Source organism: Streptomyces sp. NPDC055749 (genome assembly GCF_053617235.1).
In genome coordinates, this window is sequence record NZ_JBSHFH010000076.1 from 19,116 (window position 1) to 27,680 (window position 8,565).

Below are 8,565 nucleotides of genomic sequence, written 5' to 3' on the forward strand. Positions count from 1 at the left end.
AATGAGTATCCCGTCAACGGATCTATAGCCTCCGCTTTCATGGACCACATACGCAGAGCAGCCGGGCTCGCCCTCGTGCTGCTTTTCCTCATGCTGGGCACCGGTACCCAGCCCGCGTTCGCGCACGTCTCGCGTGAACACGCGGAACTCGTTGTCGCGCCAGGCAACGACGTCACCAGCGGCCGCCTCATCGTGCACCACGCCGTCGTGGCTCCCGAACAGGCCGGTGCATGGGCATCCGCGCTGCTCTCAACCCCATGCCCGGCCACCGGTTTTGGCGTGCCGGGCGACAACGGCGGCGTACCCGGCGGCGTTGTCGTCGAACTGGCCTGGAGCTGCCACATCGACGCGCTCGACCTGAGCCCGCTCATCGACAAGGGCCAACTGACCCAGGTCGTCGTCGAGTTCGACGGCACCGCTGCCGACGCCTCCGCCACCTCCCCGCTCGTCGACGTGCGAGGCGCTCATGCCCTCCCGGCGTTCCCCTGGCCGGCCATCGCGCTAGTCACCATCGCCGGCATCGTCCTGGTGCTAGCCGCTCTACGGCTGTCCGCCCTCATTCACCAACTGCGCCGCTCCCTGCGGCGCTGGCAGTTCGCGACAGCCGGCGCCGTCGCCCTGTCGTTCCTGGCACCCCAGGCGGCCATCGCCGACGACACTGCGCAGCCGGACGCCACGGTCACCGTCGAAGGCACCGTCTTCAAGGACCGCAACGGCAACGGCGAGCGGGACACGGGCGAGCAGCCCATGCCCGGCATCGACGTCACCGACGGGGCCGGATGGACGACGACCGCAGCGGACGGTACGTACAGTCTGACCGTCGACCCGAAGCGGCGCGAGACCGACCTCGTCAGCATCGTCTCACCCGACGGATACACACCCGCCCTGCGCAAGGACTACATCCCGCAGTTCTCCCACAAGGTCCCCGAGACCGGCGGCACGGACATCGACTTCGCGCTCGTACCCGACCGCAACGCCTCGAACCCCACCGAGAAGTGGGTGATGAACTCGGACACTGAGGTAGGCAACCGCACCGACGACGAGGCCCGGCGCGCCCTGCCCCAATGGACAGGCCAGGTCCAGGCGATGAGCGAGGTCGACGGCGCGACGATGCAGATCGCGACCGGCGACCTCACCGTCACCGACTACGCCGCCGAGCCGCGCCGCCAGGGCGGTTACGACCTGTTCAGCAAGGGCCTGGAGGAGGGCCGGCTCGGCCACCCGTTCTACCCGGTGATGGGCAACCACGACTTCGGCGGCACAGCGACATCCCAGGGCTACGCCGGCAGCCTGGAGTACTACCGCCGCAACCTCGCCCCCGAGTGGTACAGCTTCGACCGCAACGGCCGTCACATCGTCGTCCTCGAGGACAACTACGACGCGAGCGGGCTGAAACCGCAACTGGACTGGCTGCGCCAGGACCTCGCCCGGCACGCGGTCGGCAAGCAGGTATTCGTCTTCGCGCACCGCTCGCTGTTCACCCAGTGGGGCCCCGGCGCCGGCATGCAGCCCACGATCGACGAACTCGCCAAGTACGACGTGCGGATGGTCGCCGCCGGCCACAACCAACAGGCCGAGTTCCGGCGCGGCGCCTTCAAACGGTCTGTCGAGATCAACAACCAGGGCACGTACGGCATCGACGGTGCCCGCCCCGACTACAAGGTCCTCGACTTCAGCACCATCACCGACGATCCGCGCACGCACCGCAACGAGGACACCGGCCATGTGACCGGCACCCACCGGCAGTTCGACATCGACGACGACGCTGCGCTGGTCAGCCCCGCACAGGACAGTGTGCACGGCACGAACACAGCAGTCCCCGTCGAGGTGTACGCGGAAGACGACGGCCGAACCCCGGCCAAGGCGGTACTCACCGTCCGTGACCGCCGCGGCCACCTCGTGAAACGAACGGACGTGCGCTTCGGCAAGGACACCTCCCGCCCCGGCATCCAGAACTGCTACACCCCGCCCGCAGGCACGCCCGAGCCCTGCCCCGACGCGCGCGGCGCCTGGACCCGCGCGAGCGGCGCCCTCAACGGGCTGCGGCCCGGAACGTACACCGCTGAGTCGATCGCCTACGACACCCGGGGCAAGCGGTTCCCCGTCGTCAGAAACACCTTCGAGGTCGTACGGGACTCCGAGCTCGCCAAGCCGACGACCGGTCAGGACTGGCTACGGCAGGGCGGCGACGAGGCCGGCCGGTCCGCCAGCGGCGACGAGCCGGGCGCGCAGTTCGACCTCAAGTGGACCCGCCACACCGGCGAACAGTTCAACCTCAACGGCTCCGTCGTCGCCGACGGCAGACTCATCGTCTCCTCCCGCGCCTTCGACTCGCCGTACAGCATGATGCTCGCCTACGACCTCGCCTCCGGGCAGGAGCTGTGGCGCACCTACCTGGACGGCGACGCCGAGTCCGCGCCGACGCTCCACGGCAACAAGGTCTACCTGACGACCGGTGTCGGACGGGTCTACGCGCTCGACGCGGCGAACGGACACATCTCCTGGCAGTCGATCGACCGCGAGGAGACCCACGGAAACACCGTGCGCCGCTACGGCCGAGCCGGCGGACCCGTCAGCGTCTTCACCCTGACGGGCGACGGCGACCGCACGGTCGCCGTCTACCAGGACGCCTCCACCGTCCGCTGCCGGAACGCGAAGACCGGCGCAATACTGCCGGGCGGCTTCGGAGCCGCGTTCTCCTGGGGCCAGGCCCACAGCACAGTGATCCGCGAACCGGGTACCAACACCGCCTACCTGCACTCCATGTCGAGCAACACCGCCATCGCCATGGACCTCGCGACCTGCACTCAACTGTGGGTGAAAGACACCGCGGGAGACATCGACAGCCACTCCTCACCCGTCCTGACCGACCCGAACGACGGCAGCCAGGCGAAACTGGTGACATTCACGGCGTACGGAGCCAGGGGCCACGACCCCAAGACGGGCACGGTCACCTGGGAATCCAAGCTCGGCGGCACCAGCACCTGCGAGCCGGGGCGCGCCCCGCTCACCAGCCCGGCCGTGTGGGGCGACACCGCCTACATCGCGGGCCGCGACGGTGTCGTACGCGCGTACGACACGACCGCATCCGATCCCTCGAAGCCGCTGTGGGAGACCGCATCCGGCTACCTGCAGGGAGAGAGCCCCCTCGACGACAAATGGCGCCTCGCCATGGGCTGCTCAGTCGGTGCGGGCTCGCCGACCATGCACCCACTCGTAACGAAGTCCCACGTGTACGCCGGAACGTGGGACGGCCGCCTGCTCGTCCTCGACCGGGCCAGCGGCACACAGGTCACCTCGTACAACCTCGGCGCAGCAGTGGCCTCAGCCCTCTCCGTGAGCGGCGACCGGCTCTTCGTCCTCACGGACGACGGCACGGTCCATGCGCTCACCGCACGCCGGAAGTAGAAGGGACGCACCACCGTGCGATCACTGCACACCCGGGTGCTGCTCCTGCTCGCCGCCGTCCCCGCACTGCTCCTGGGCAGCGCGGGGACGGCGCAGGCGCACCCCTTCGGAACCCCTCCCGTCGTGAAGATCCAGGCGACTGGCACCACCATCGACGCCACCTGGTCCGCGCAGCGAGACGACACCGACGTCCTCAAGAACGCGTCCAACGGCGACGAAGCCGGCTATCTGCGCGCCCACATCGTCGTACACCAGGACAGCCGCCCCTGCCGCACAGACCGGGCCGACGACACGAAGGTCCACTTCGTCTGCCCCCGGCCGGTGGACCGCATCGAACTGACGGTCACGGCACTGACGGACGTCGACCGCGCGTACCGGACGCTGTCGGTGACGGACACAGGATCAGGCGGGCTGCACACAGCACAGGAGCCGACGCGGACACTGTCCCTGACACCGGCCGCCGCAGGAGCCTCGCGGCCGGCGGCCGGACCTGCCGCTTCCGGCTGGGCAGCCTGGAACACCGACCTGACATCACTCCTGGATCACGGCACGGCACTTGGGCCGGCACTGCTCATCGCCGCAACTGTGGGCGCACTCCACGCCTGCGCACCAGGACACGGGAAGTCGCTGGCCGCCGGGTACCTGGTGGGCGCCAGAGGCAGGCCGCGCGACGCCGTGTGGCTGGGCGCAATCGTCGCCGTGATGCACACGCTCTCGGTCACCACGCTGGCGGTCGGCTGGTGGCTGGCGGCAAACAGCACACCGGACATCGCGGCACTGACAGGGTGGCTCCAACTGCTCGCAGCACTCGTGGTGACCGGGGTGGGCGCCAGCCTGCTCCGGAAACATCTACACCACCGGAACCACCACCACAGCCACACGCACGCGCACGACCACAGCCACGCGCACGGGCACGCGCACGACCATGGCCACAGCCATCACATCCCGGACGCCCCATCCCTCCTCACCTGGCGCGGACTCCTGCTCCTCGGCGCCTCAGGCGGCCTCCTGCCCTCGCCGTCGGCCTTCCTCGTCCTACTCACCGGACTACTGACCGGCAACATCGGCACCGCACTCGCGATGGTCGCCGCGTTCGGATCCGGCATGGCCCTGACACTCGCTGGCGTCGGCCTGACCGTGCTCCGCGGACGGGACGCACTGCTGGACCGCGTCTCCCGCTCCCGCACACTGCGCACATGGACGCCCAGGGTTCCACTGTTCGCGGCCTCGGCGGTAGTAACTGGAGGGACGGTCGCCTCGGCGATCGCCGCAGGCCGACTACTGAGCCCGTGATCAGCTGTACGCCACCGGCAACCAGCCCGACCAGACCGCCGCCCTCATGAGCTCCCAATTCCGCTGGGGCACCCCGCCCCCGACAGCGCTCACCAGCCCGCCACCTCTTCCTCGGTGGGAACACCACCACCTACCGGCAGCAGATGCGGTACGCAGAACGCTCCGCCGCTGTCCTTGCCAACTCCCGACCACTCCTGGCCAGCCGCCGACTCGCAGGAAGCGTGGGCAGCACTTTGGCGGGCACCCGACGGCCGCACCGGAAAGAACTACCTCGGCCACCTCATCGCCCCGCACCTGCTGTCCGTCCACGGCATAACCGACCAGCCCGCAGCGCACGCAGCAACTCCTCCAGACGCTCGCGGTGCTGTTCGGCGACCACCTCCAGGCGCTGCATGTAGCCGCCCCGCTCGTCCTCGCGTACAGCACTGAGAACCACGGTCAGGATGTCCTCCGACGCGTCAGGGATGAGGAAGCAGCCCGGGTCGATCAAGGCCCACGTGCACCGCTGCGCCGCCGCCAGGACTCCCTTCGCGTCCAGCGCCGGGACCGGCCTCTCACGCGAGTCTCCTCGGGCAGGGCGGCGCTGGCTGATGGAGATGGGCGAGCAGCAGGGCGCCGGAAGCGGAACGCCCGCGCTGAGCGGTGGTGGTGTCATCGACACGCAGCAGGTTGCTGGCGACCGCGCGGACACCCGCGAACCAGCCGTCCGCGAAGCGCCGCTCTGGGAGATCCAGGTGTGCACTCAGGCGATTGCCCCGGCCTCCAGCTGCGACACGATCTTGCCCGCCTGCTCGGTCCCGACTTCCGATGGCAGCCAGGGCCTGGAGCCCCACGAACCGCGCGTTCGTAGCCTCGTGCTGATGCTGGCCGATGCGGGCCAGCTCCTGGCCGTACGCGTCCGCGTCGTGCTGCTCGGCGCTCATGCCGCCCAGTTGAGTCCGAGGCCGGCGAGCGTGGCGAGTTTGTCGGCGGTGAGTTTGGCGCGGCGGGTCTTGATGTTGGAGAGGAATACTCCGAGTTTCACGAGGTGTTCCTGTCCGTCGACCAGGATCGTCTCCGTGTGCCCTCGTGGGACGGTCACGGAGCCTGTGCGGGCCTTGTACTGCGCCAGGGCCTCCACTCCCTTCTCGAAGGCCCCCATGGGCGTCGCGGACGGCTTCGCCGGCGTTTCCAGTTCTGCCGCCATCGGTACAACGCCGATAGCCTCCAGGCGCTCACGCTGCCCGTGGGTCAGGGCCGCCCAGACCTCCGGCTTCCGTTGCTTGGTCAGCCACTTCCCGATGCGCATCCCGTGGACGGTGACCCCAGGTTCGATGTACGCGAGGATGCTTTCCTCCGCGAGCATCTCGCGCACCACCGCGTAGTGCCGCTGCCACTCCGGTGGCCATGACGGGTTCCAGTCCTCGTCAACTTCGCGCAGCGCCGTCTCCCACTCGGGGTGTCCCTCCAGCGCACCCGCGCGGCGGAGGTTGGACAGCCACTGTCCGATCGGCTTGTCCAGCATGACCGCGGTCCGGGCCGCGCACAGCGTCCAGTGCTCCTCGTAGTACGCGCGGGCCGCCTCCAGGTTCTCCTGGAACCGCTCATCCGCTAGCGACCAAACCATTCCCAGCTTCTCCAGCCGCGCCGCGCGCTGGCCAGTCATCTGCCCGGCCCCGTACGCCCGTCGTTGTTCGGCGACCCATTGTCCAAGCGGTTTCGCACCCTCTTTGTGCCCATAAGGCACTCGGGCATGATGCTCACGCTCGGTGAACTTCTTGAGTGCCGCCCAGCCGCGGGCCCAATCCTGCCGTTCGGTGTCGATCACGTTGAAGGACACCCAGTCCGCGACCATCACTGGGTCACGCGGAGCCGCAAAACGGAGCAGCAGGCGGGATTCGTCCTCGCCCTCCTCGGGCGGCGGACCGATGTACTCGGACGGCTGCGCCACACCCTTCTGCGGCTCCTGCGGAATGGCCAGCAATTCGATTGCTTCTTCGTCGTGAGCCCGCAGACCTTCAAGAACTTTAACCAAAGGCCGATACGACCCGGAGGTGAACATATCCTCCGGCTTTTCTCCCGGCTGGAGAAATACCGGCACAATCAAAGAGGCAACTTTCCCCTCTCCCGGCTTCTGACGCAGCGCCCGGCCGATGGCCTGGACGATGTCGTGCGGAGCGCCCTTGGGGTCCAGCAGGGCCACGGAGTCCACCGCGCGGATGTCGACGCCCTCACCCAGGACACGGCAGTTCGAGAGGACCGCCCGCCGGGCGGTGGAGCCGAACTCGCCCAGGACCTCCCGCCGACGCTCCGGCACGTGCTCACCGCACAGCCAGTCCGCCCAGATCTTCACCGGGTACTTCTCGGGCTGGTCTGCGTGCAGCTTCGCCGCGACACGCTCCAGGCCCTCGGCGTACGCCTGCGCCTCTATCGTCCGGTGATGGAAGGTGATGCACGTCTGGAGCTGATGCTGACTCATGGTGTGTAGGAGCGCGGCCTGGAGCGCCCCGAGCCGCTGACCACGCACCTCCTCGCTGCGCCGGTCCTCGCCCATCAGCCGGTCCGGAGTGACAACAGGGTCCTGGAGCTCCAGCACGATGATCTGGTACCGCGCAAGCAACCCGCGCGACACGGCAGACGCCAAGCTGAGCTTGTACAGGACGGGACCGAAGACCTTCTCGTCGTCCATGCTCGCCGCCATCTCCCTCGGCAGCGGATCCCGCACCCCCTCGGCAACCTCCCGGCTGAGCCGCTCCTCCCAGATCCGAGGCGTCGCCGTCAGGTACAACCTGCGGTACGCCGGGATGACGTTCTGGTCGTGGATGTCCGTCCACGCCTTGCCCATCGACCCGGAAGTTCTGTGCGCCTCATCGACCACCGCGAGGTCCACCGGGGCCAACTGCTGGCCGTAGACGCCCTCGAACGCCTCCGCGAGCACGCCCAGGGACGCGTACGTGGCGTAGATAGTTACCGGCCCTTCGCCGTGCCACAGCGCCAACTGCACAGGGTTCGTGGTGGAGCGAACCTTCAGGCTCCACAGCTCCGGGTCGTCCTGGAGCGAGCAGACGGCAACCGCCGGCCCCTTGTGCCCGGCCTCATGCCACGCCTTCACCGTCTGCGCCAGAAGATCCAGCGTCGGCACCAAAACGAGAATGCGACCCTTCGGCATAAGCCGCTTTGCCGACGCAGCAGCAATAATTGTCTTCCCCGTGCCACACGCGGCGTGTACCTGCCCGCGCAGACCATTGAAAGGAATACCGCCCGGCGGGATATCGAAGCCGCGCACGATGGCGTCAACGGCCTCGATCTGGTGGTCACGCAGTTTCACGGCCATTCCCGTGTTCCCCTTTTCGCGAAATGTGGCGCGTAACCAGAATGAAGTCCCGGCGCGGTGAGAGTGACTCGGGGTGTACTGTCTGATCCCAGACTCTACACAGTGCATCATCATGATGCATCCCCTTGAGTCAACTTTCACCCCAGGTGACACACGATCGAACCTTAACCCTTGAGGCGAGTTGCGAGTGTACGCTGGCAAGGCATTCATGAACTCGACAGGGATAGTTTCGGGAGTTGGGGAGGGGTTCGGGTGGAGCGCAGCGGAGCCCGCCGTCACTGCGGGGAGCCGGCACCCTGTCAGGCCGACGGTCCGTCACCTTAGTGCATGATTGGCAGCTGGGATTCCCAAACCCTACACAGGCGAGAGAGCGATGCACCCCCTTGCCGCGAGCCCAGGCGACCGCGCTTGCGCGGGTGCCCGCAATTCGCGCTTGCGCGAATTGACGTCCTTTCAGAATTCCGTTTACGGAATTCCATTCCGGCGCTTGCGCCGGAATTCGAATTGCGCTTGCGCAATTCGTACTCTGTGCAGCGGCTTGCCGCTGCACC

At 68.0% G+C, this 8,565-nt stretch carries 5 protein-coding genes; 2 read left to right on the forward strand and 3 right to left on the reverse strand.

Annotation, left to right across the window (positions count from 1 at the left end):
• Positions 1-39 precede the first annotated feature (39 nt).
• Both ACWGO0_RS34620 and ACWGO0_RS34625 read left to right on the forward strand, forming a co-directional pair.
• The gene (locus ACWGO0_RS34620) at positions 40-3,408 is read left to right on the forward strand and encodes an outer membrane protein assembly factor BamB family protein (protein WP_453543990.1); all 3,369 of its coding nucleotides are present in this window, start codon (positions 40-42) and stop codon (positions 3,406-3,408) included.
• Positions 3,409-3,423: 15 nt separating this feature from the next.
• Positions 3,424-4,701: a hypothetical protein gene (locus ACWGO0_RS34625; protein ID WP_453543992.1), complete on the forward strand. Its 1,278-nt coding sequence runs from the start codon at positions 3,424-3,426 to the stop codon at positions 4,699-4,701.
• Between the two features lie 280 nt (positions 4,702-4,981).
• Here the strand turns inward: ACWGO0_RS34625 and ACWGO0_RS34630 are convergent, their stop codons facing one another.
• The 3 genes from ACWGO0_RS34630 to ACWGO0_RS34640 form a co-directional block, all read right to left on the reverse strand.
• Entirely contained in the window at positions 4,982-5,137 is a 156-nt protein-coding gene (locus ACWGO0_RS34630) for a hypothetical protein (RefSeq protein WP_453543994.1), read from the reverse strand.
• Between the two features lie 118 nt (positions 5,138-5,255).
• Positions 5,256-5,624, reverse strand: a complete 369-nt coding sequence (locus ACWGO0_RS34635; protein WP_453543996.1) for a hypothetical protein — start codon at positions 5,622-5,624, stop codon at positions 5,256-5,258.
• Positions 5,621-8,014, reverse strand: a complete 2,394-nt coding sequence (locus ACWGO0_RS34640) for a Helicase associated domain protein (protein WP_453543998.1) — start codon at positions 8,012-8,014, stop codon at positions 5,621-5,623. Before ACWGO0_RS34640 ends, ACWGO0_RS34635 begins: the two co-directional genes overlap by 4 nt.
• Positions 8,015-8,565 lie beyond the last annotated feature (551 nt).